Origin of the sequence: Chondromyces apiculatus DSM 436, assembly GCF_000601485.1 — a bacterium.
Taxonomy (GTDB): Bacteria; Myxococcota_A; Polyangia; order Polyangiales; family Polyangiaceae; genus Chondromyces; species Chondromyces apiculatus.
The window spans coordinates 100,346-122,067 of the sequence record NZ_ASRX01000002.1 but is presented as its reverse complement, the minus strand read 5'-3'; the positions used below and the strand labels follow the sequence as shown (position 1 = coordinate 122,067).

General features: G+C 70.2%; 16 protein-coding genes. 7 read left to right on the top strand and 9 right to left on the bottom strand.

Annotated elements, in window-relative coordinates; translation table 11 throughout:
- Positions 1-11: 11 nt before the first annotated feature.
- Complete coding sequence (locus CAP_RS00810) at positions 12-1,145, bottom strand: glycosyltransferase (protein WP_052373900.1); 1,134 nt, start codon at positions 1,143-1,145, stop codon at positions 12-14.
- Between the two features lie 421 nt (positions 1,146-1,566).
- Positions 1,567-2,475: a LysR family transcriptional regulator gene (locus CAP_RS00805; protein WP_044234919.1), complete on the bottom strand. Its 909-nt coding sequence runs from the start codon at positions 2,473-2,475 to the stop codon at positions 1,567-1,569.
- 121 nt (positions 2,476-2,596) lie between these two features.
- On the opposite strand from CAP_RS00805, the gene CAP_RS00800 reads away from it, so the two are divergent.
- Positions 2,597-3,331: an SDR family oxidoreductase gene (locus CAP_RS00800; protein WP_197040931.1), complete on the top strand. Its 735-nt coding sequence runs from the start codon at positions 2,597-2,599 to the stop codon at positions 3,329-3,331.
- A gap of 65 nt (positions 3,332-3,396) precedes the next feature.
- Here CAP_RS00800 and CAP_RS00795 read toward each other — a convergent pair whose 3' ends face one another.
- A complete protein-coding gene (locus CAP_RS00795) occupies positions 3,397-3,780 on the bottom strand; it encodes a hypothetical protein (protein ID WP_044234915.1) in 384 nt (127 codons plus the stop codon).
- Positions 3,781-3,935: 155 nt separating this feature from the next.
- On the bottom strand, positions 3,936-5,078 hold the full coding sequence (locus tag CAP_RS00790; protein WP_044234913.1) for an FAD-dependent oxidoreductase: 1,143 nt from the start codon (positions 5,076-5,078) through the stop codon (positions 3,936-3,938).
- A 29-nt stretch (positions 5,079-5,107) separates the two neighbouring features.
- Here CAP_RS00790 and CAP_RS00785 point away from each other — a divergent pair, with 29 nt between their 5' ends.
- A complete protein-coding gene (locus CAP_RS00785) occupies positions 5,108-5,557 on the top strand; it encodes a MarR family winged helix-turn-helix transcriptional regulator (protein ID WP_044234910.1) in 450 nt (149 codons plus the stop codon).
- A gap of 18 nt (positions 5,558-5,575) precedes the next feature.
- On the opposite strand, the gene CAP_RS00780 is transcribed toward CAP_RS00785, so the two are convergent.
- Both CAP_RS00780 and CAP_RS00775 read right to left on the bottom strand, forming a co-directional pair.
- Positions 5,576-6,127 carry a hypothetical protein gene (locus tag CAP_RS00780; protein WP_156040373.1) on the bottom strand — a complete coding sequence of 184 codons (552 nt, stop codon included), beginning with the start codon at positions 6,125-6,127 and terminating at the stop codon, positions 5,576-5,578.
- Between the two features lie 1,326 nt (positions 6,128-7,453).
- A complete protein-coding gene (locus CAP_RS00775; protein ID WP_156040372.1) occupies positions 7,454-7,852 on the bottom strand; it encodes a hypothetical protein in 399 nt (132 codons plus the stop codon).
- A 589-nt stretch (positions 7,853-8,441) separates the two neighbouring features.
- Here CAP_RS00775 and CAP_RS00770 point away from each other — a divergent pair.
- From CAP_RS00770 to CAP_RS00755, 4 genes are all read left to right on the top strand, one after another.
- Entirely contained in the window at positions 8,442-10,529 is a 2,088-nt protein-coding gene (locus tag CAP_RS00770; RefSeq protein WP_052373899.1) for a sigma-54-dependent Fis family transcriptional regulator, read from the top strand.
- On the top strand, positions 10,516-14,400 hold the full coding sequence (locus CAP_RS00765) for a serine/threonine-protein kinase (RefSeq protein ID WP_052373898.1): 3,885 nt from the start codon (positions 10,516-10,518) through the stop codon (positions 14,398-14,400). Before CAP_RS00770 ends, CAP_RS00765 begins: the two co-directional genes overlap by 14 nt.
- A gap of 147 nt (positions 14,401-14,547) precedes the next feature.
- Complete coding sequence (locus CAP_RS00760; protein ID WP_044234904.1) at positions 14,548-15,900, top strand: DUF5995 family protein; 1,353 nt, start codon at positions 14,548-14,550, stop codon at positions 15,898-15,900.
- A 43-nt stretch (positions 15,901-15,943) separates the two neighbouring features.
- Complete coding sequence (locus CAP_RS00755; RefSeq protein WP_044234901.1) at positions 15,944-16,732, top strand: hypothetical protein; 789 nt, start codon at positions 15,944-15,946, stop codon at positions 16,730-16,732.
- Between the two features lie 153 nt (positions 16,733-16,885).
- On the opposite strand, the gene CAP_RS00750 is transcribed toward CAP_RS00755, so the two are convergent.
- The 3 genes from CAP_RS00750 to CAP_RS00740 all read right to left on the bottom strand — a co-directional run bounded on the left by CAP_RS00750 (position 16,886) and on the right by CAP_RS00740 (position 20,490).
- Positions 16,886-18,490: an FAD-dependent oxidoreductase gene (locus CAP_RS00750; protein WP_044234898.1), complete on the bottom strand. Its 1,605-nt coding sequence runs from the start codon at positions 18,488-18,490 to the stop codon at positions 16,886-16,888.
- A 275-nt stretch (positions 18,491-18,765) separates the two neighbouring features.
- The gene (locus CAP_RS43400) at positions 18,766-19,182 is read right to left on the bottom strand and encodes a P-loop NTPase family protein (RefSeq protein WP_156040371.1); all 417 of its coding nucleotides are present in this window, start codon (positions 19,180-19,182) and stop codon (positions 18,766-18,768) included.
- Positions 19,183-19,320: 138 nt separating this feature from the next.
- Positions 19,321-20,490, bottom strand: a complete 1,170-nt coding sequence (locus CAP_RS00740) for a thioesterase domain-containing protein (RefSeq protein WP_052373896.1) — start codon at positions 20,488-20,490, stop codon at positions 19,321-19,323.
- A gap of 120 nt (positions 20,491-20,610) precedes the next feature.
- Here CAP_RS00740 and CAP_RS00735 point away from each other — a divergent pair, with 120 nt between their 5' ends.
- Positions 20,611-21,720, top strand: coding sequence for a glycosyltransferase family protein (locus tag CAP_RS00735; protein ID WP_156040370.1), 1,110 nt, complete (start codon positions 20,611-20,613; stop codon positions 21,718-21,720).
- Positions 21,721-21,722: the final 2 nt, after the last annotated feature.

Genomic DNA, 21,722 nt, shown 5'->3' with positions numbered 1-21,722 from the left:
TTCGCCGCGCTTCAGCCGCCAGCCTGCGCCAGTTCGGCGAGGTGCTCTGCGGCGTGCTGGCTCCCGCCTGCCTCCTGGAACGACCGCTGTACCCGCGCCGCCGCCGCCCGGTAGGAGGGCTCCGCGAGCACCCGGTGCACCGCCTCGCGCAGCTCACCGGCCTTCAGGCGCAGGAAATCGAGCCGGACGCCCACGCCCGCGTCCACCACCTGCTGGGCGATGAACGGCTGATCGGCCTTCACCGGCACCACCACCAGCGGCAGCCCGAACCAGAGCGACTCGCACACCGTGTTGTGCCCCGCGTGGCACACCGCCGCGTCCATCCGCGCGAGGACGCCGAGCTGCGGCACGAACGGCCGCACGATCACGTTGGGGGGCACCTGCGAAGCAGGCCTCTCCGCGCCGGCGAGCACCACCTGGATCTCGTCGCCCGCGAAGGCTTCGAGCACCAGATCGTGAAAGGGCCCGCTCACGTCGCCGTTCATCGTGCCGAGCGAGATGAACACCCGCGGCCCCTCGCGCAGCGCCTCGAAGGGAAACGGCGTGCTCTCCACCCGCGCCGCGATCGCCGGACCGACGAGGCGCATCTGGGGCGCGAACCACTGCCTCGCCAGCTCCCGTGTGGAGAGCACGATGCAGAGGTGGGGCGAGACATCCAGATCGGTCGTGTGCGGGAGCCCCATCTCCCGTTCGAGCAAGGCAAAGTACCCGCTGCGCGTCTCGTCCGACTCCGGCATGTTCATGCTGGCGCGCAGCAGCTCCTGGGGCGTGGTCACCAGCGTGGCCCACCGCAGCCCGTGCCTGCGCGCCACGACCGCGCCTCCCAGGGTCTGCTGGTCCACCAGGAGGACGTCGGGCGCGAACGCGGCGACGGCCGCCTCGATCGCCGGGACCATGACCCGCGCGAGCGGCAGGAAGAAGTGCTCCCAGTAGCTCTCATTGTCGGCGGCGACGCCGGTCTCCTGCTCCCTCTTCGCCAGCATGGCGAAGCAGCCATCCACCGCGGCGTCGTCGAGCGTGAACAGCTTCGCGCTGGCCGGCAGGATGCCCCACGCCGCCCGCGCCTGCACGACCCACGCGACCTCGTGCCCGAGGCCTTCCAGCGCGTGCGCGATGCTCGACGACGGGAAGAGGTGCCCGGCCATGGGGGGTACGACGAAGAGAAACCGTGCCAAGGACGTCCAGGCCTCCTGCGGACACCCGCACCTCGGTGCGTGTCCACGCGCTCCGTCGATGGGCGCTCGCTGCACGGTCGCGGATGATCTGGCAACGTCGCCAGCGAGCAGCGAGGGGTTCGGGTAACCGTATCCCGATCATCCGTCAAGCAGGCTCGCGGGCGGGCGGCTGAACCGTGCCTGCGCGTGACCCGTCCCCTCCCCTCATTCACACGGCAGGGGCTCGCGCCCCCGCCCCCCGCCGGGCAAAGCTCGTCGGGGCCCCCACTCCGCGATCCACCCGCAGTTTCCAGAACCCTTTGCCGCTTCGGGCCTGACACCCGTCGCCTCGGAAAGCGGACAATGTCCCCGGCCGTATGGTTCAGGCCTCCTGGGCGCGCGCGATGGCCCTTCAGGGACGCGCGCCGAGGGAGACCACGTAATCGAGGAAGGCCCGGACCTTCGCCGACATCAGCTTCGGAGAGTGGTGGTACGCATAGAGGGGGAACATCTCGTCAGCCCACTCGGGGAGCACCTGGACCAGGCTCCCCGCCTCGATGAACTGGCGCGCATAGACGTCGAGGAGCTGCGCAAAGCCTTGCCCGCCAAGGCACGCGCCCAGCAGCGCGCCCGTATCGTTCACCATGAGCTGCCCCGAGACCTTGACCGGCACCGCCTTCTTCCCCCGGAGGAACTCCCATTCGAAGTGGCTCCCGGTGGCAGGGTCACGCAGCAGAATGCACTGGTGCCCCCGCGCCAGGTCGCGAGGCTGCTTCGGCGTGCCGTTGCGGGCGAGGTATCCGGGCGAGGCGCAGGTGAGCACGCGTGTCTCCAGCAAGAGGCGACAGGTGAGCGACGAGGGCTCCGGAAACCCGAAGCGAATGCACACGTCGAACCCCTCGGCCACCATATCGCCCATCCGGTCGCGGACCGCAATGTCGAGCATCAGGTCGGGATGCCTGGCAAGGAATGGCTGGATACGCGGCGTCAGCACGAACTGACCGATGGCGCCATCGACGTTCACGCGGAGACGCCCGCGGACCACCTCCGAAGCACCGCCGGCTTCGATCGCAGCGTCCTCGATACCGGTGAGATGCGGCGCCACGGCCTCGTAGAACCGCCGCCCCTCCTGGGTCAGCGCAATCGATCGCGCGGTGCGGTGGAACATGCGCACGCCCACGCGCTGTTCGAGCCGGGCGATGGCGCGGCTCACGGCAGACTGCGTGAGGCCCAGCGCCTCTCCCGCCCGCACGAAGCTCCCGGCCTCGATCACCGCGCTCAGCACCCCGAGACCGCTGAGGAGACGACCATCGAACCTCATCCAGCCCTACTTTCCATCATGCTTAGACTGCCCAGTATGCGCGTGCGGAAGGCTCAGACAAGCCCTACATCCTTCTCCGAGGCCACCGCGCAAGGAGCGCGGCGCCGGGATGGAGAGCACCATGGGCACCCAGACGAGAGTCGCCATCATCACCGGATCGTCACGCGGCATCGGGCAAGCCATCGCCAGACGGCTCGCGAAGGACGGCTTCTCCGTCGTCGTCAACTACGCCGGCAATGCCGAGAACGCCCGGGCCACTGTCGCTGACATCGAGGCTACGGGAGGCCGCGCCATCGCCGTGCAGGCCGATGTGGCCGACGAGGTCGCGGTCGCGGCCATGTTCGACAGAGCCGAGCGCGAGTTCGGCGGCATCGACGTCGTCGTCAACTCGGCCGGGCTCATGGTCCTCGGCACCATCGCCGACTTCAACCTCGCCGACCTCGACAGGATGCACCGCACCAACATCCGCGGCACCTTCGTCGTCACCCAGCAGGCCGCGCGGCGCGTCCGCTCCGGAGGCGCGATCCTCAACGTGTCCACGTCCGCAGAGCGCCAGGCCCTCCCCACCTACGGAGCCTACGCCGCCTCCAAGGGCGCCGTGGAAGCCTTGAACCTGATCCTCGCCCGCGAGCTTCGCGGGCGCGACATCACCGTCAACACGGTCGCCCCCGGGCCTGTCGCGACCGACCTCTTTCTCGACGGCAAGGACGCGGCGACCGTCGACCGCATCGCGAAGCTCAACCCCATGGAGCGCCTGGGAAAACCCGATGACATCGCCGAGGTCGTCTCGTTCCTCGCGGGGCCTGCGCGCTGGATCAACGGTCAGGTCATCTACGCCAACGGCGGAATGAACTGACCCCACTCACGCGCAGCCCCTCCGCCGCCCCCCGCGGGCCGTGCCCCCCTCGTCCCGCCGCTCCTCTACGATTTCCTCAGATCGAGCCCGATCATCCCGAGCGTCCCGCCTTGCTTGAACGCCGCCCGGCCCGTGCGGAGGGCGAACTGGGAGCGGGGATCGAGCAGATCGAGGATGTCCTGCTCGTAGTGGTAGACCTCCAGGTCCACCTTCCCGCCGCCCAGCATCAGCCCGGGCTTCAGCTTGATGTAGGTGCTGTTGTGCCGGGACTGGAGCAACCGGATCTGCTCGTCCGAGATGTACAGGTTCAGCTCGAGGTGGAACGCCTTGAAGTCAGGCGCGCCGTGCGTGTGCGACGCGTCCCCCACGAGGGCGACGGAGGCATCGACGTCGAACAGGGCCTCGATGTCAGAGCGCTGGAGCGTTTCCCAAACCCGGTGTCCCGACATGACGTGTTCCTCCCTCGCGCGAAGGCGCGCCAGAGGACGCTACAGCGTGTGGGCGCGTGACCGCAACCAGTGCCTGGTGGTCCCATGGATGGATCGGGTCGTCCTGGAGTGCATGCTGACGCGCAGTCCGCTGCGCTCTCCCACCCGACCTCTCGTCACTCCGCCGCGGGCTTCAACGACGCGAAGTGCCCGAGCACGTGCGCGAGCGCATCCTCCGAGACGAACGCGAGCCCCTCCATCGCTCCTGCGGCAGCCTCCGCGGCGCGCTCGAACATCTCTGCCTCGTAGCCGGCCACCGCCTCGCTCCAGTCGGAGACCTCCGAAAGCCGCAGCCCCAGCTCCAGCCCATCGAGCATCGCCATGTTCACGCCCTCGCCCGAGAACGGCGGCATCACGTGGGCCGCATCTCCGAGCAACGTCACCCCGGGCCGATGCGCCCACCGATGCCCCACGGGGAGCGCCACGATGGGACGCGCGTGGATGGTGTCGCTGCATCCGTCGATGAACGCCAGCAGCGAGGGCGCCCACCCGGGCAGCATCGCCTTGAGCTGGGCACGGGCGTGCGCAGGCGACGACAGGTCCACAACGCCCTCCTCGAGCTGCGCCTCTGGCACCCGGAACATGACGTAGGCACGGACGTGGCCGTTGCTGCTGCGCTGCGCGATGAACCCCTGGCAGTTCCCGACCGCCGAGATCTTCCCGCGCGGAATGAGCGCCGCGAGCCCCGGGTGCTGCGCATCCACATCGTCGATGCTCAGCTCGATGAAGAGGATGCCCGTGTACGCCGGCTTCTCGCGCGACAGGAGCGGCCGGACCCTGGACCACGCCCCATCGGCGCCAACCACCAGATCGAACTCGCCGAGCGCCCCCTCGGCGCCCACCACGCGGTGACGGCCATCCGGGAGCGGCTCCACCGCCGACACCTTGCTGCCCCAGCGGATGGTCTCCTCCGGCAGGCCATCGAGCAGGATCGCCCGGAGCTGCGTGCGGTCGATCTCCGGCCGATCCCCGCCGCTCGCATCGGCGTGCTCGAAGCGGAGCGCCCCGAGGTGATCGTAGATGGCGTCGTACTGATCGTCGTACCGCGCCAGCGCTTTGAACTGAGCCTCCAGCCCTGCCTCGCGCAGCGCGCGCTGCCCCGACTCGGCGTGGAGGTCCAGCGAGCCCCCCTGGGGCCGCGCGAGCGGGTGCTCGTCGAGCTCGAACACCGTGAACCCGATGCCCCGCGTCGCCAGGAGCCGCGCCAGTGTGAGCCCCCCCGGCCCCCCGCCGACAATGCCAACATTCCTCTTTTGCATAGGGAACTATATATTTTACCAAGGACCCTATGCAAGACGGAAAGTCACCGCCTCCCTGGGACCCGGCGTCCTCGGCCTCGTTCTGGATCAACCGCGCTTCCAGGCAGATCCTGCGGCTCCACGAGGGGCGCCTCCGCCCTCTCGGCTTCGGGATGAACCAGATGCCCGTCCTGCACGCGCTCGGTGACGGAGCCGCGCTCTCGCAGAAGGAGCTGGCCAGGGGGGCGCGGGTGGAGCAGCCGACGATGGCGGAGATGCTGGCGCGCATGGAGCGCGACGGCGTGGTCCAGCGCGAGCCCAACCCCGACGACGCCCGCGGGACCCTGACCTCGCTCACCCGGAGCGCGCGCCTTCGTCTGCCCAAGGCCAAGGCTGCGCTCATCCAGGGAGAGCAGGAGGCGACGGCCGGCCTCAGTGCCGAGGAGAAGGTGCTGCTGGTGAGCCTCCTGCAACGCGTGGTCAGCAACCTCGAAGGGTGAGGCCTGGGCGGGGCGAGGCTACATGCAGCAGAAGGTGGCTGGTTGGACAGGGACGCCGCCGCCGATCATCTGTCCCCCCTGCGGCGCGCAGGTGCCTGGCTGATTCACGGTGAAGACGGCCTCCACGCTGCCGACCTGGCCCGGAATAGTGTTCACCGGCCAGCATCTCTCCATGTCCAGCGATGCCGGCACATTCCGATCCCCCTGGGAGCAGGTCGCGTCCGTATACATCTGTAGCGCGGCTTCACATACGCTCCCTTCGGGCGGCAAGCAGGTGCAGGGCGAGCAGGTGATGTCCCCGACGGCGCCATAGACCACATGCCGCTCGGAATACCCCAGCGGACAGGGAAGATCCGCGCCCCTGTAGAAGATGCACTGCTGGGAGTCTTCCAGAGACTTTCCGGAGGGAGGCGCACAGAGCTTGCCGATGTCCCCGCACGGCTCGAGCACGAGGCTCGAAGAGCACGCCTTGGCCAAGGTGCGCCAGGCAACTTCCGTGTGAGGAGGTGCCTCCACCAGGGGCGCGCACGAGGTCACCGTGGTCGCCTCGACGGAGAAAGACTGGGGCATGTCGATCGGCGTGGGTGCGATGCACGAGCCGTCCCAGTGCGCAGGGAGATCGACCGACTGCAAGGTGCCCCCACAGGAGGCGTCGGTCGTGCTGGCCGCGAGCCCGTCGGGGAACTGACACGAAGGCGGTGCACACCCGCAGGTGGGGCACGAGATGTACCCAGGTGCGTCGCAATAGAGTGCCCTTCATTCGATGCAGTTCTCTCATCATCGTCCGTGCCGTCGCGGCCCCCTTCTGCATTGCATGCAAGCCGCTCGTACCATGCCGGAATCCGGTGAGATGCTGTTCTCATGGCGTCAAAGTCATTATGTCGAACCTTGCGCCGACCGCGCCATTTTTGCCATCTCTTGTGGTTTCTGGAACGGAGGCCATACCGTGATTCACGGAGAGGAAGTCTGCGAACCCTGGCAACAGAATGTCGTCGGAAGCAAGGGTGTAGCTTGACCCGCCAGATTGCCCCCCCTCAGCGATGCATGCGGCGGGTTCGACCGGATGAATCTGGCCAATGACGCTCGCGTACCGATCCGAGACATCCGTGCTGTCGCAAAACGGCTCCTCGAAAGAAACGCGTGTGCCTAGCCAGGGAGAGACGCAGTGGTTGCCTCTGTAGATCCCGACGAAGATCCGACAGCCGGTGTCCTCGGGCAGGGTGCAGGTGCAAGGAGTGCAGGACAGCCTATCGTCAATTGTCCCATGAAAGCGGCGAAGCTCCGGGGTTGCCGCGGGACACGCATCATGCTCGCCCTCCCGCAGGATGCATTGCTGAAACCCCGGGCCAGGCGGCCCCTCGCACGTCGCAGAGCCCTCCTCACAGCCGTCGGACGTCGCGGCTGCCTTGCAGGCGCGCGCGAACGTATCCCACGCGAAGTCAGCCTGCCTGGCGGGGTTCGGGGCAATCGGTTCAGCCCGAGCATCACGACGAGTGCAAACGCCTTCGGCGCGCATCGCATCGGTAAACACTCTTTACGTGAGGAGAATGGAGAATCCGTCGGGGAGTGCAGTCGATAGGAGAGCTATCGGGAACGTGCAGTCACCTTCGCCGCTCGCATCACGGCAGGTGCGTTCAAGAAGGTTCTTTCTGGCGGCCGAGAGCGTATGGCATTGCCCTTGCCTGGCATCGGACAGCTCTTGCCTTTGACGGTCGCAATCACGACACGTCCCCGCGATGGGCGGACGGCTCTGCACCCTGGTGCCCGCGCTACCGCTCGCAGGAGCTCACGGCGTGGAGAGCCACGGGTTCTGACAGCAGAGGATGGTTGGGTAGTGCAGACCTGGTCCGACCCGTGACCACGCGACCCTGGGCGGGACGTCCTCCGGCCCGCGCGTCAGTGCAGGACGGTCTGAGGGCTCCGGCAACCCGAGGTCGCCGGAGGCAAGGGCGTGGCATACGCCGCCAGCTTCCCATCTGCGGAGTACAGCTTCTTGACCTGCGTACAGGACATCTCCTGCTGACCGCAGGCGCAGCTACCGTCGCCTGCGGACGCGCGCGGCTCGGCCCCGCCTTCAACCACCAGCGGCTGCGTGCCCTCCGGGGAGGCCATCACCCCGTTGCCGGCGGCTGGATAAAGCCAGACCCACGTCCACCCCGGCGGAGGAGCGGGAGCGGGGGAGGGTGATGCGGGGATGCCTTCAGGGTTCCAGCGACGAGCGTTCGCCCGCGCGTAGCCACAGTTCGCAGCGTCATCCGCCTGGCAGGCGGTGAGCACACCCAGTCCGAGCGTCATGAGGAGCGCCATCGCCGTCCGTGCGCAATGCATCGGCAAATTCCCTTTCGTGAGGAGAATGGATCGTTCAGGCCCGGGGATACACCGCACGAGACGTGCAATGTCCCGTAATGCGCATTAACATGTCACGCTCGCCCAGGAAGGCTCTTTTCTGGATGCTGAACGCTGCGAGGTTCCATTGCGAACGTCTCGCCCAAATTGCCTCTCTTCGCACGAGGCTACGGCAGGGCTTTGAGGTCATTACTTGAAGGATTGAATCTTTACCAGCCCACGCTGCCCGTCCTGCTCGCCCCACGCTGCTCGTCCTGCTTGCCCCACGCTGCTCGTCCTGCTTGCCCCACGCTGCTCGTCCTGCGTGAACGCGGGACGCGCACGCCGCGCACCTGCTCGCCCACGGGCTGGGAGCGCCAGGCTGGACGCTCAGGCGGCAAATCCCGGGCGACGTTGACAAGGCCATGCTCTCCCCGTGTACTAGAGGGATGCGCTCCCACGCTGTGAAGGCGCCTCTGAATCTCGCGGCTCGACCGCTCGGGACCTTCACGGAAGACGCAGAAATACAGGGGCATGCAGCCTCTGGAGCGCGGAGTGCATGACGGGTCCGGGTCCTGTCGCGGGGGCGACACAGATCACCGAGAAGCTCATCAGCGGGGACCTCGGTCCGCCTGATCCCGAGGGAACCCCGCGCTGGATCCTCGTGCTCTACCACCGCGAGGGTGCGGTCACGGTGCAGCTCGAAGCCGGCAAGTCCATCGTCATCGGGCGCGAGCCGCCTGCCAGCGTGATCCTCCCGGACGCGAGCCTGTCGCGCAAGCACGCGCGCATCACGCTCCTCGCGGACGGGGTGTGCATCGAGGACCTGGGATCGACCAACGGGATCCAGGTCGACTCCAGGCGCATCAAGTGCGAGGTCCTCTCCGGGAGCCACGAGATCCGGCTCGGGAACGTGGTGGGGTCCCTCTTCCTCCGGCGGGGGACGCCGCTCGCGCTCCCTGGCATCGAGAGCCATGACGTCTTCCACGTGGCCCTGGAGCAGGAGATCATCCGCGCCCGGCACTTCGGGCGCCCGCTCGCGCTCCTGATGATCCGGCCCCTCGATGCGCCGGCGCCGCACGTCAGCCGCTGGAGCATGCCGCTCCGGGAGCTGCTCCGCAGCGTGGATCGCGTCGGCCTCTACAGCGCCGACACGCTCCAGGTCCTCCTGCCGGAGGCCGGCCTGGAGCGCGCCACGGAGCTGGCCGAGCTGCTGAGCCGGCGCGGGGATCAGGAGAGCGTCCACCTCGGCGTGGCCGTCGCGGTGTTCCCGGAGTCGGCGCCCACGGCGCACCGGCTGCTCGAAAGCTGCCGGGATGCGCTGCAGCGCACGGAGGCGCGGAGCCCCGTCTGCGTTGTGCGTGAGGAGGCGTGGGTCCCCAGCCACTCCACGGAGCAGGAACTCGGGGACGCTCCCATCGTGGGGCGAGCGACGCATGGCATCTTCGAGATGGCGACGCGGCTCGCCTCCGTGACGCTCCCGGTGCTGGTGCTCGGCGAGACGGGCGTGGGGAAAGAGGTGTTCGCCCGGGCCGTGCACGAGCGCGGCCCCAGGCGCCAGCGCAGCCTGATCACCCTGAACTGCGCCGCCATCCCCCCCCAGCTCGTGGAGAGCACCCTCTTCGGACACGAGCGCGGGGCCTTCACGGGTGCCGGGCAGCAGCAGCGCGGCGTCTTCGAGGCCGCGAACGGGGGGACGCTCTTCCTCGACGAGGTGGGGGAGCTGCCCCCGGCCGCGCAGGGCGCGCTCCTCCGCACCCTGGAGACCAGCCGGGTCATGCGGGTCGGGTCCACCCGGGAGATCGAGGTCGACGTGCGCATCGTGGCCGCGACGAACCGCAACCTGGAGGTGATGATCCGGGAGGGCACGTTCCGCCCGGATCTGTTCTTCCGGCTCAACGCCATGAGCGTGACCTTGCCGCCGCTGCGGGATCGCATCGACGAGATCGAGCCCCACGTCAGGCGCATGCTGGCCCGCGGGCTGCGCGGGACGGAGCGCAAGCTCTCGGTGTCGGAGCCTGCCTGGGAGCTGCTGCGACGCTACCCGTGGCCAGGGAACATCCGGGAGCTGCGCAACGTCATCGAGCGGGCGCTGGTGATCGCGCAGGGCAGCGAGATCACGGAGCAGGACCTGCCGGAGCGCATCCACAGCGCGCTCTCGCCCGCGACCCTCCGCTCCTCGTTCCCGGGCCCAGGAACCTCTCTGCCACCGGGGGTGAGCCTCTACCCCTCCGCGGGGAGCCTGGTCCCGCTTGCGGGCCTGATCGCTCACCCACCTGCGGATCTGAACGCCTACTTGCCGCCAGGGTCGAACTCGAACCCGCCGCCGAGGTCGAGCTCGAACCCGCCGCCGAGGTCGAGCTCGAACCCGCCTCCAGGGTCGAGTTCCAGCCCCCCTCCCGAGGTGGACCCTGCCTCCCTTTCCCCTGTCGCGCCTCCCCCTTCCACCGAGGCGCTGCCGGTGAGGTCGGTGGCGGGGGTGAGGCGGATCGCGCGGGAGACCGAGGCGCGCATGATCCTCGACGCGTTGCGCGAGACCCAGGGGAACCAGACCGAGGCGGCGCGTCGGATCGGCATGCCCCTCCGCACCTTCGTGCGCAAGCTCGGCGCGCTCCGGCGAAAGGGCAAGTCCCGTGGCGAGCGATGAGACGCGCGACGGCGACCCTGCCAGCACCGCGCCGGCCGCCGCCGGTGAGTCCGACCAGCTCCCCTCCGAGATTGGCCCTTACCTGCTCCTTGGGCGGCTCGGCAGCGGGGGCATGGGGGTGGTGTACCGGGCCGAGCACCGCATCAGCGGCGACATCGTCGCGCTGAAGACGGTCAACACCCTGGCCGAGGACCTCCTCCGCGCCCTTCGCCGCGAGATCCGGATGCTCAAGCAGGTCCAGCACCCCGGCGTGGTACGGATCCTCGCCGAGGGCGTCGCCGGTGGGCGGCCGTGGTACGCCATGGAGCTCATCGAAGGGCCGACGCTCCGCGACTTCGTGCCCACGGCGCTGGCGGACGCCTCTGCGTGCACGTTACCGCTCGACCCCGTCCCGGTGACGGAGCCCGTCGAGGGTGCCGCCTCGTCGAGGCCGGCAACGCCTGCGACGCTTGCCAGCGCGCCTCTCGACAGCTCCCTCGCGCGCCGGCTCGAACTCACCGCGCGCCTCTGCGAGCCGCTCGCGTGGATGCACGGCGAGGGCCTCGTCCACCGCGACCTCAAGCCTGACAACGCCATCGTCCGCGCGGATGGCACCGTCACCCTCATCGATTTCGCGCTCGCCTCCCGCTTCGATGGCGCCACGGGGCGCGACACCCTGGAGGTCGACGAGAGCCTCGCCGGGACCTGCGCCTACATGGCCCCGGAGCACTGGAACCAGGAGCTGCTCGACGCCCGCGCGGACCTCTACGCCCTCGGCTGCATCCTCTACGAGCTGGTGACCGGGCGGGCCCCCTTCCACGGCAGCATCCCCGACCTGCACCGCCAGCACGTCCTCGAGGCGCCCCTCCCGCTCTCCCGGCACAAGGCAGGCATCCCGCCGCTGCTCGACGCCCTGGTCCAGCGCCTCCTCGCCAAGCGCCCTCAGGACCGCCCTGGCCACGCCCTGGAGGTCGCGGCAGCCCTCGCCGACCTCGGGCTCGTCCCCCCACCGACCCCCGGCGACGGCCCCGCGCCGCGCTCGTTCCTGTACCGCGCCCCCTTCGTCGGTCGCGGCGAGATCATGGCCCATCTGGGCCGGTGGATGCAGCGCCTCGCCCAGAACGCAAACCCCCTGCTGCTCCTCGGCGGCGAGAGCGGCGTGGGCAAGACCCGCATCGCCATCGAGCTCGGACGCCTCGCGCGCGCGCGGCAGCTCGCGCTCTTCACCGGCGAGTGCGTCCCCATCGCCGGGGACAGCCCGGCCGACGCCAGCCGGGGCGGCGCGCTCCACCCCTTCCGCAGCCTCCTCCTCGCCCTCGCCGACCGCTGCCATGCCCGCGGGGAGCCGGAGACTGGCCTTCTCTTCGGGTCCGCGTGCAGGCTCCTCTCCGCCATCGAGCCCGCCCTGGTGTCCATCCCCGGCTACGAGACCTTCCCCGAGCCCCCCGAGCTTCCCCCCCAGGCAGCGCGCGACCGCCTCCTCGCCGCGCTCCACGAGGTCCTCTCCGCCGTCACCCAGGACCGGACGCTCCTCGTCGTCCTCGACGACCTCCAGTGGGCGGACGAGATCACCCTCCTGTACCTCCAGGGCCTGCGCTCCGGGCGCTTCCCGCCCGCGAACGTCGCCGTGTTCGGCGTCTACCGCTCCGAGGAGCCCTCCGAGGCGCTGCGCGAGCTGCTGGGGACCCTGGGCGAACGGCCCCTCGTGCTCGAACGCCTCGGCTCCCTGGCGGTGACGGAGATCGTCGCTGGCATGCTCGGCGTCGAGCGCGCCCCCGCCGGCCTCGCCGAGCAGCTCGGGCGCGAGGCCGAGGGCAACCCCTTCTTCGTCGGCGAGTACCTCCGCACGGCCCTCGCCGAGGGCTACCTTTTCCGCGACCGCGCCGGCGTCTGGCGCCTCGCCGAGGAGCCCGGAGAGTCCGCCTCTTCCCGGCGCCTCCCGCTCCCGCGCTCCCTCCGGAAGCTCGTCGAGCGCCGCCTCCAGAAGCTCTCGCCCAGGGGCAGGGCGCTCGCCGAGGTCGCGGCGGTGCTCGGACGCGAGATCGACGAGGACCTGCTCGTCCAGGTCTCGGCCCTCGACCGCGAGGCCGTGCTCAGCACCGTCGGCGAGCTGGTGGCCTCCCAGATCCTCAAAGAGCCCGCGCCAGGGCGCCTGCGCTTCCGCCACGACCGCCTCCGCGAGCTGATCCACGACGCCCTCTCGCCAGCCGCGCGACGCACGCTCCACCGACGCGCCGCCGAGGCGCTCGACGTGGGCCCCGAGCCACCTCCGCCCGAGGTCCGCGCCGCCCTCGTGCAGCACTGGGACCTCGCCGGTGACGGCGACCGCTCCCTCCACCACCTGGAGCACCACGCCGACTACCTCCTGCGCGCCGGCGCCTACCACGACGCCATCGCCGCGCTCACCGCCGCCCTCCAGCGCGCCGACACGCGGGATGCGCGGGATGCGCGGGATGCGCGGGATGCGCGGGATGCGCGGGATGCGCGGGATGCGCCACACCCGCGCGAAGGTTCGAGCCTCCCGCCCTCGCGCCGCGGCGCCCTGGAGCGGCGCCTCGCCCAGGCGTACCTCAACCTCGGCGACCTGCCCCGCTGCCAGGCGCACGGCGAGGCGGCCTTGCACCTCCTGCTCGGAGATTCCCCCTCGACCAGGCCAGGGTGGGGCTTGCTCCTCGCCCGCCAGCTCGCGCTCCAGGTGGGGCACCTCCTCCTGCCCGTGCGCGCTTACGAGCAGCCCGAGGCGAGCCCCGTCCTCACCGAGGGCGCGCTCGCCGCGGGCGCCCTGGCGCGGGTGGGCTTCTTCGCCAGCGACCCGCTCCGGATGATGGGCGCGAGCCTGCTCGCCATCAACCTCGCGGAAAAGGCCGGCGCCGCCGTGGAGTCGGCACGCAACTACGCGGGCCTCGGCTTCATGCTCGGCCTCCTCGGCGTCCGCCCCCTCGCCGACCGCTACTTCGCCCGCGCCCGCGCCGCCGGAGAAGCCTCGCGCGACGCCCCGGGCCTGGTCTTCTCCTTCACCGCCCAGGCCACCACCTTGCTCGGCGCGGGCCGCTGGGGCGAAGCGCGCGGCGTCCTCAAAGACGCCCTCCGCCTCTGCGACCAGACCGGAGACCCCCAGGACGCCGAGCTGGTCTCCACCCTCCTCAGCCACCCCGATTACTTCCAGGGCCGCATTCCCTCTTCAATGGCCTGGTGCTCCCGGGTCCTGCAATCGGCGCGCGCCCGTCGCAATCAGCAGGCCGAGGCCTGGGGCCTCTATTGCACCGCCCGCGCCTTGCTCGCCCTCGGCCTCTCCGACCGCGCCACTGCGCTGCTCGTCGAGGCCCGCGCCCTCCTCGCCGTCCAGGCCGACCAGATGTCCTCCATCGTCTGCGCGGGCCTCCTCGCGCGCGCGCGCCTCGCCGAGGCCGATCCTGACGGCGCCGAGATCGCCGCCCGCGAAGCCGACACCTCGCTGGCCCACTCACGCCCCACCATCTTCCTTGTCCTCCACGGCCACGAGGGCGTCATTGCCTGGCACCTGGACCGCTGGACGCGCACCCTCGCCGCGGGCCGCAGCAACCCCACCGCCGCCGCCGCCGCCGCCGCCGCGTGCCGCCGCCTCCACGCCCTCACCCGGCGCTTCCCCGTCGCTGCCCCGGCAGCCTCGCGCCTGGAGGGCGCCGTCCACACCCTCGCGGGCGACCCCCGCCGTGCCCTGGACGCCCTCCAGCGCGCCCTGGCCTCCGCCCAGGCCCTGGGCATGGCCCTGGAGGAAGCCCTGACCTCGGCCGCCCTCGGCCAGGCCACGGCCCTCCCCCCCTCCGAGCGCGAGGCACACACTTTGCGAGCGCAGTCCCTCCTGGAGGCCATGGGGAGCACCCGGCCTCCCGAGGCGCCCGACGCCTCGTAGCTGCGTCCCCTGAAGCGGAGTGCCGAGAGGCCCCGCCCGCCAGAGGACCTCGATGCCCCGTCCCGGCGCGCCCAGGTGCGTCGAGGACAGGAACGAACCCGGGGAACCGCCCGCGAGACGCACGCGGGCACCCCCACCGAGGGAACCATGCGCGACAACGAGACCTATTACTTCGACTTCGGCCACGGAAAGTGGATCGGCACCTTCGACTTCGAGATCACCGGCCTCACCGACCTCGTGCGCTCCGGCGCGAGCCTCCCGGACATGGTCTGGGCCACGGCGCTCCACGCCGCGTGCAAGATCGGCAAGGCCACCATCAACTCCGCCATCACCGGCTACCCGGGCAGCACCCTCGCCCGCAGCCACGCCGCCATCCACCTGGAGACCCTCGTGCTCCTCCCGGCGCTGCGCATCTACACCCTCCGCGGCGCCTACCAGCTCGATCCCAACGGACGCGACGTCCAGGTGGACATGATCGAAGCCTACGGCCCGCTCTCCATGCTCTTCCAGCGCCGCACCCCTGCCACCGCGGTGGTCACCGAGGGCGGCAGGCGCGCCGAGTACACCCTGACCATGTTCGGCACCCCCTGGAAGGGCGTCTACGCGATCGACCGCCCTGCCGGCGACCAGGTGGACGTCGCCTACGCCTCCACCTGGGGCAAGCTCACCTACCAGGCAAACCGCATGGGCCCCCCGCGCCCGCCCTCCGAGGACAGCGTCTCCGGCCCCGTCCTCGAGCTCCGCCAGGGCGCCGAGCGCCTCTCCAGCCACACCAGGCAGCTCCGCGCCCGGCGCGACCTCCGCGCCGCCTTCACCGAGGTCTACGCCGACACCCTCTTCGCCCTCTCCCAAGTTGTGGAGCGCGGCCTGCTCCGCGCCAGCGTCCCCACCCATCCCGCGCGCCGCATCCGCGACGCTGCCTGGATTGCCCGCCTCAGCAACCTGTTCCTGGAGCGCTACCTGAGCGCCCTCGACGCCCACGACCAGCACCGCCACGTCCCCCGGCCCTGGGCCCTCGTCTTCGACGCCCTCGAACGCCGCACCATGACCGAGCTCGACGCCGTGGCCCTCTCCATGTTCGTGCACCTGACTTCGGACCTCCCCCACGCCCTCGCCGCGGTCCGGAGCGAAGAGACCGACGGCCCGGAGAGAGCCCTGGAAGACTTCGAGCTGCTCAACGACGTGCTCGCCTCGTTCATCGACGACATGCAGCAGGCCATGTCGGACCGCCACGGCGTCCTCTACGGCTGGCTCTCCCTCCTCGGAGGCGGCGCCGCCGACATGGTCCTCGGCCACCAGGTCCGCGTCCTGCGCACCGCCGCCTGGTACACCTCCGAGCGCCTCATGGCCCGCGACCCGGCCATCCGCGCCGACGCGGAGGACCGCATCGTCCGCGACCTGGAGCGCTTCATGAGCGCCCTGCTCGACCCCAGACCCTGGGCACTCCGCGTCGCGGCCCACCTCGCCCGGAGCGCCCTCGCCCGCCGCCGCCTGTGGTGAGGCCCAGTCCCGTCCGCCCACCGAGAGAACCACGAGGGAACCCATGAACACTGCCCCCGGCATCGAGAACCAGCGAAGTCCCGGCGTCGCCTCCCAGCGCCACCCGTCCGGCGTCGCCTCCCAGCGTCACCTGTCCGGCGTCGCCTCCCAGCGTCACCCGGCGAGGGTCGAGCCTCAGCCCACCCTGCCCTCCACCCTGCGCCCCCGCGATGACGGACGGCCCATCGCCCCCCAGGAGCCCTCCCCCTTCCCGCGGGGCACCGAGGTGGGACGCCACGAACAGCTCCACGTCGTCCCCGGCCGCGGGGGCCGCATCTACCGCGCCAGCGTCAGCGTCACCTTCACCGAGCCCATCGAGGAGCTCGCCCACATCATCCAGCCGCAGTTCTGGAGCCAGTGCATCCTGCAGGTGAAGAAGGTCGAGTTCATCGACCCTGCCGAACCGCCCCACGGCAACCAGTGGAAGGCCCAGATCCGCGAGTTCGTCAGCCTGCTCAACCCGCTCGCGCCGGACGCCGTCGATCTCGACTGTCGGCTCGACGTCGCGTACGAACACCATCCCGGCATCGCCGCCACGACCACCTACAGGCTGCAGAGAAACGGCAGCGAACACGTCGATCTCAACCAGGGGAAGCTCACCATCCGGGCCCTGCTCCCCGACGTCTCCGTGGTCACCCTCCAGAAGGAGCTGCGCCTCAAGCCCGGCTCGGCCCTCGTCGAGCAGCTCTTCGCGCTCGACCCCCGCGGCCTCGACCGGATGCTCAGGTTCTGGCTCCTCGACGTGCCGTCCCGCTGCGGCAGCCCGCAGCACCCCCCCTTCTCGATGCCCTGACCTAGTACTGGAGCGCCGGCCCATCGCTCTCTTACGTGCTCACGGCGGGGCCCCCCAACCCAACTTGCAGACGTCGGGAGCACTCCGAACGCGTGTGCGCCCCGCCGGAACCCATCCCGGCGGGGCGCGCAGCAACTCTCCCGGGTCCGCGCTTCAGCAGCCGATCATCTCGTCGTAGCCGACCATGAAGCGGAACAGCCCCGTCATCTTCAGCAGGGCCCGCAGCGCCGGGATGAACCCCCCCGGCTCGCTCATCGGCCGCACCTCCCGCTGCGGCAGCCCGAGCCGGCGGAGCGCCGCGTTCGCCGCTTCGATCCCCGAGACCACGGCCCCCTCCATCCCCACCACGCCGAAGCTGTGCGCCGTGTAATCCCCCGCCAGCAGGAAGTTGCCGAGCGGCGTCACGGCCGGCGGCCGCTGAGCATCCGACCCCGTGGCCGTGACGAAGTACTCGTCGTGGTTGGTGCAGTGAAACCAGCGGCGCTGCACCCGCTCCGGCAGCGCCTCCGGAAACATCTCCTGGATGTACTTCTCCGCCTCCTGCACGGCCTCCTCGATCTGCTGCGGATCCGAGAAATCCCCAGGCTTCTCCTCGCCCACCAGCTCCAGCACGGAGCCCGGCCCATCCGGCGCCTTCCACACCCGCGCCCGATCGAGGAGCGCGGAGAACCGCCCCGGCAGCCCGATCACCATCCCCTCCACCGACGGCGGGGTGACGATCCGGTCGTAGTAGATCTGACAGGCGATGGTGCGCTGGGTGATGAGCTTCCCCAGCGCCGCGAAGAACGGCGTGCTCCGCAGCCCCTCGTCCAGCACCTTGTCCAGCGCGCGCGGCGGCAGCGCCGAGATGTACACGTCGGCCTCCACGCGCGACCCCGCCCCGGGTCCCGGCGCAGGATCCGGGCTGTGGTAGGGGCTGAGCCGGATGGGCACCTCCGGCCTCTGTTTCGCCTCCGCGCCATGCGGCCACGCCGGCCGCGGCCCCACCCGCACCCCGGTCACCCGCCCGCCCTCGTGCTCCAGCCCGCTGACCGGCGAGAACGGCAGGATCTTCCCCCCGCGCTCCTTGAACGCGCGCGCCAGCGGCGTGATCAGCACCTCCCCGATCGGCCCATCCAGGTGACCGACCTGCTGCGACTCACACCGCTGCTGCGTCAGCCGCAGCGCATGCAGCATCGCCAGCGCCGAGGCCGGATAGGGAAACGCAAACGTCGCCCGCTCCCCCATCGTGAACAGCGGATCCGCCAGGTCCAGCTTGCTGAACCCGAGCCGCTCGACGAATGCATCGTACTTCGTCTCGTCGAGCCGCCGCCGCTCCGACGGCGAGAGACACTCGGGCCGGAGCATGATCCCCGCGAGCGCCAGCCGCGCCAGCCGGAAGGGATTGGCCTTGCTCGCCGCCTTCCGCCCCCCGATGAGGTGCAGCGGCGAAGGCAGGTTGACCGGCCGCAGCCAGGACAGCCCCCGCCCATCCGGAAACGCCGCGCCGCTCGTGTTCTTCTTGATCCTGGTCAGCGCCTCCGGCGCCGCATCCCCGAGCAGCCGCCGGAAGTTCGGGTAATCGAAGAACGCATGGAGCCCGTGCTCTATCTCGTAGCTCCGATCCCCTTCCCGCAACGCCTTCGACGACGCTTTCCCTCCCAGGAGGTGCCCGCGCTCCAGCAGTGTCACCTCGAGCGCCCCGTTCGAGCACTCAAGAAGTGTCCACCCCGCGGCCAGGCCCGCGAGCCCGCCACCCATGATCAAGACCTTGGTCATCGATGTCTCTCCAAGCCAAAAGCGAGGCTCGCCGCCCCGAGGCAAAGGAAGCCAAGGGCTCCCTTCTTTCCAGATGAGTGTAATGACGACGAAGCCAAACGCCCCTGGGCCGGCCGGTTATTCGCGCAAGTCGTGGCGCGCCACGCGTCACGCCACCGGTGGCGTGGTGCGCCACTCGTGGCGTAGCTGGTCACGACCGAGCGCCGCTCAGGCAGCCGTGCACCTGGTGAGTGCCTGAGGGCCTCAGCGCCCCTCGCGGTGGGTGCTCCCATGCCTCAGCGCAGCGACTTCACGATCGCGCACAGCGCCTCGACCGACAGCCGCCCATCGAGCACCACCCGTGGCGTCGCTGAAAACTCCTCGTCGATCATCCTCAAGATCCCTGGATGCAAGGTCTCCTGGTAGTGCGCAATGAACTCCAGGTGCTTGTCCATGATGTCTTCGTAGGAGCAATCCTCCTGGGTAAACCGGTTCGGAGCCTTCTTTTGCTCCTCCATCCTCTGCACGGCGCGTTCAATGCAGATCTCGAACGGTGTCTCCAGCAGAACGATCCGCTCCGCGGCGGCCAGGATGCGGCGTCGCTGGGCCTCTTCGGTATACCCTTCGATGATCCATCCGTCCTCCTGCACGCGCGCATCGAGAACGGGCGCGATCTCCTCCATGGTCGCGAAGATCCAGCCGGGCTTGAACACGAGGAGATCCAGGTGCAGGACCGGCAGCCCGGTGATCCGCCCCCAGCCCTCCGACAAGGTGGACTTGCCGCTGCCGGGACTCCCCAGCACCGCAACCCGCTGGAATGGCAAGCGCGAGGCGCTTCGCGGCCGCTCCATTCAGGCCTCCAGAGCCCTTGCAATGGCGGCCCGCAGCTCACGCACGACCACGTCCACGCCGTCCTCGGTCACGACCGAGCAATGGTCTCCCGGGACCTCGTGAATGCCGTGCGGCCTCTCGCACACGGTCTCCCAGCCGCCCGAATCGGTCCTGCAGAAGTTGGAGCTGCTGCCCCGGAAGAAGAGGAGGTCACCCGAGAACATGCCTCGCGGGGTGTACGTGTTGAACGCCACCGCCCTGAAGAGCCCGAGCAGCGTATCGATGTGGTCATCCTCCGCGTCCGGCGTGAAGGCCCCGAACGCCCGCGCGCGCTCCATGAAATGCCTCGACCGCCGCTCCGGCGCGAGCGCCAGCAGCTCCTCGCGGCTCACCGGCATGGCCCTGCCGAACCAGTCCTTGAACCCACGGCCAATGATCTCCAGGAATTCGAGAGGGTCCTGCAGATACCCATAGCTCCGACCATAGAAATGGACCGGCGCCGGCCCCTCGATGGCCGCCAGCAAGGCGACGCGCTCCCCCTGTGCCTGGAGCTGGAGCGCCATCTCCAGCGCGACGATACCCCCGACGCAATGGCCCGCGAGGAGGTAAGGCCCTCGCGGCTGCACGGCCCGCACCGCGACCAGGTGCTCCGCCGCCCTCTCCTCCACCTGATCGTGAACGGGCCCCTCCTTGTAAAGCCCGCGCACCTGGAGCCCATGGAGCGGCTGGTCCGGCCCCATCGCCCGCGCGAGGCGATGGTAATTGAACACGATCCCATCGCCCCCCGGCACGAAGAACAGCGGCGGCCTGGTTCCCTTCGGCTGGAGCGCCACGAGAGGCTCCCAGCCCAGTGACCTCCGCTCCCGTCGCAGGAGACAGCCGAGCCTCTCCACCGTCGGCCCCTCCAGAAACGCCGGAAGCTCCACGCGCGTCCCGAACTGCTGCGCCACCGCCCCGAGCATGGCCCCGGCCCGCGGAAGATCCCCCCCGAGCGCGAAGAAGGTGTCCCTGACACCGACCGCGTCGATCCCCAGGACCTCCTCCCAGAGCCGCGTGAGCTGCAACTCGAAGACGTCCCGGGCCGGAATGAAGGGCTCTCTCGTCTCGCTCCTGGATCCATCCCCGTGGCGGTCGAGCCGCCCATCGCGCCCGCAGGCGCGCGCTACATCGAGGTCTTGAGGGTCAGCCATGCGCCCCCACCCTCCCGGGATCACCGTCACCCGTCAAGAGCACGCGCGCAGGGCGGCCGCCGGTAAATCATGGAAATCCTTGTGGTTGCCACCCCGATCCCTGCGGACGACACTCCGCCCATGAAGAAGGTCCTCATGGTGGCCGATCCCTTCGGCTTCGGTGGCGTCGGCAGCCTGATGAGCTGCCGCGAGCTTCTCTCGCCGCTCGATCTCACCTTCCGCTTCCTCATCCCCGCCTTCGCCCGCGACCTCGTCGACGCCGCCCACCGCGAGCACTGCACCTTCTACGAGGGCAAGCGCGCGCCCATCGAGGCCCACCTCCCCTGGTGCGACATCCTCTGGAGCGCCACCGAGAGCCACTCCATCCATGAAGCCGCCAAGGCCGGCAAGCGCGTGATCTTCTACGACCCCATCTTCTGGTTCTGGGCCACCGTCTCCCCGTTCCACGTGCCTGACATGCTGTACCTCTGCCAGAACTTCCCTGGCGTCCCCGAGCGCGTGCAGGCCCTCCCGCCCGCGATCCGATCGACCCTGCGCGTGGTCGCTCCCCGCACCTTCCCCCGCCCCGCCAAGCGCCCCTCGGACGCCCCGCCCCACCTCCTCGTCAACCTCTGCGGCCTCCACAACCCGGTGCGCATCCTCCACGGCTACACCGAGCTGGTCACGTCCTGCCTCCTCGACGCCCTCGCCGACACCCGCTGGGCGCGCGTGACCATCGCCGGCTGGCGCCCCGAGCTCGCGCACATCGAGCGCCGTGACCCCCGCGTCGTCTGCCGCCCCCTCTCCCACGAGGAGATGATCCAGGGCATGTCCACCGCCGACCTCCTCCTCTCCAGCCCCGGCCTGAACTCCGCCATGGAGGCCATGGCCCTGGGCACCCCCGTGGTGTTCCTCCCCTCCCAGAACGCCTCCCAGGCCCGCCAGCTCCGCACCTTCGTCGCGCACGGCCTCACCCCCACCGCGACCGACTGGGACACCCTCGCCGACACCCCCACCCGCTGGGAGGACCTCGACGACCCCCAGGCCATGGACCGGTTCGCGCAGCTCCTGGAGACCTGCGCCGCGTCCCCGGAGCGCGTGGACGCGCTGCGGAAGGTGCTCTCGGAGCTGGTGCGCCTCGACCCACCCGCCCTCGCCTCCGTCGCGGACAAGCAGGCCGAATTCTTCGCGTCACTGTCGCGAGGACATGGCTCGCTCGCCGAGGTCCTCGCAGCAGAGGGCATCGGATAGGC

Excerpts from the sequence above, each read along its gene's own strand:
- CAP_RS00810 (WP_052373900.1), bottom strand. The coding sequence starts at position 1,145 with ATGGCCGGGCACCTCTTCCCGTCGTCGAGCATCGCGCACGCGCTGGAA.
- CAP_RS00805 (WP_044234919.1), bottom strand. The coding sequence starts at position 2,475 with ATGAGGTTCGATGGTCGTCTCCTCAGCGGTCTCGGGGTGCTGAGCGCG.
- CAP_RS00800 (WP_197040931.1), top strand. The coding sequence starts at position 2,597 with ATGGGCACCCAGACGAGAGTCGCCATCATCACCGGATCGTCACGCGGC.
- CAP_RS00795 (WP_044234915.1), bottom strand. The coding sequence starts at position 3,780 with ATGTCGGGACACCGGGTTTGGGAAACGCTCCAGCGCTCTGACATCGAG.
- CAP_RS00790 (WP_044234913.1), bottom strand. The coding sequence starts at position 5,078 with ATGCAAAAGAGGAATGTTGGCATTGTCGGCGGGGGGCCGGGGGGGCTC.
- CAP_RS00785 (WP_044234910.1), top strand. The coding sequence starts at position 5,108 with ATGCAAGACGGAAAGTCACCGCCTCCCTGGGACCCGGCGTCCTCGGCC.
- CAP_RS00780 (WP_156040373.1), bottom strand. The coding sequence starts at position 6,127 with ATGCCCCAGTCTTTCTCCGTCGAGGCGACCACGGTGACCTCGTGCGCG.
- CAP_RS00775 (WP_156040372.1), bottom strand. The coding sequence starts at position 7,852 with ATGACGCTCGGACTGGGTGTGCTCACCGCCTGCCAGGCGGATGACGCT.
- CAP_RS00770 (WP_052373899.1), top strand. The coding sequence starts at position 8,442 with ATGACGGGTCCGGGTCCTGTCGCGGGGGCGACACAGATCACCGAGAAG.
- CAP_RS00760 (WP_044234904.1), top strand. The coding sequence starts at position 14,548 with ATGCGCGACAACGAGACCTATTACTTCGACTTCGGCCACGGAAAGTGG.
- CAP_RS00755 (WP_044234901.1), top strand. The coding sequence starts at position 15,944 with ATGAACACTGCCCCCGGCATCGAGAACCAGCGAAGTCCCGGCGTCGCC.
- CAP_RS00750 (WP_044234898.1), bottom strand. The coding sequence starts at position 18,490 with ATGACCAAGGTCTTGATCATGGGTGGCGGGCTCGCGGGCCTGGCCGCG.
- CAP_RS00740 (WP_052373896.1), bottom strand. The coding sequence starts at position 20,490 with ATGGCTGACCCTCAAGACCTCGATGTAGCGCGCGCCTGCGGGCGCGAT.
- CAP_RS00735 (WP_156040370.1), top strand. The coding sequence starts at position 20,611 with ATGAAGAAGGTCCTCATGGTGGCCGATCCCTTCGGCTTCGGTGGCGTC.